This is a genomic window from Pseudomonas sp. 22082 (assembly GCF_052046055.1).
GTDB lineage: Bacteria > Pseudomonadota > Gammaproteobacteria > Pseudomonadales > Pseudomonadaceae > Aquipseudomonas > Aquipseudomonas pharyngis.
Genome location: NZ_JBQEQB010000059.1, coordinates 1 through 381 on the forward strand (window position 1 = coordinate 1; position 381 = coordinate 381).

Annotated in this window: 1 protein-coding gene; it reads left to right on the top strand. The window is 65.1% G+C overall.

Annotated elements, in window-relative coordinates:
- A partial coding sequence (locus ACTJK9_RS29595) for a contractile injection system protein, VgrG/Pvc8 family (RefSeq protein ID WP_440817868.1) occupies window positions 1–381 on the top strand: 381 nt, incomplete at both ends.

Sequence of the window (381 nt, forward strand, 5' to 3'; positions counted from 1 at the left end):
CCCCGGCCGTTTCACCACGCGCGAGCGCGGCAAGTTCCTCTCGACCCGCGCGCTGGAACGCCATCGCAGCGACTACAAACTCGCCGAAGGCAAAGGTGACGAACCGACCCTGACCAGCGGCCACTTCATGACCCTGGCCGAACACCCGCGCGCCGAGTGGAACGATTTGTGGCTGCTGCTGGAAGTCTTCCACGAAGGCAAACAGCCGCAAGTGCTGGGCGAAAACGTCACCAGCGACGTCACCGACAACAAGAGCGATTTCCACCAGGGCTACCGCAACAGCTTCGTGGCCACCCCGTGGGACGCCCACTACCGCCCTGCCCTCGAACACCCGAAACCGAAAGTCCTCGGCAGCCAGACCGCCATCGTCACCGGCCCCGC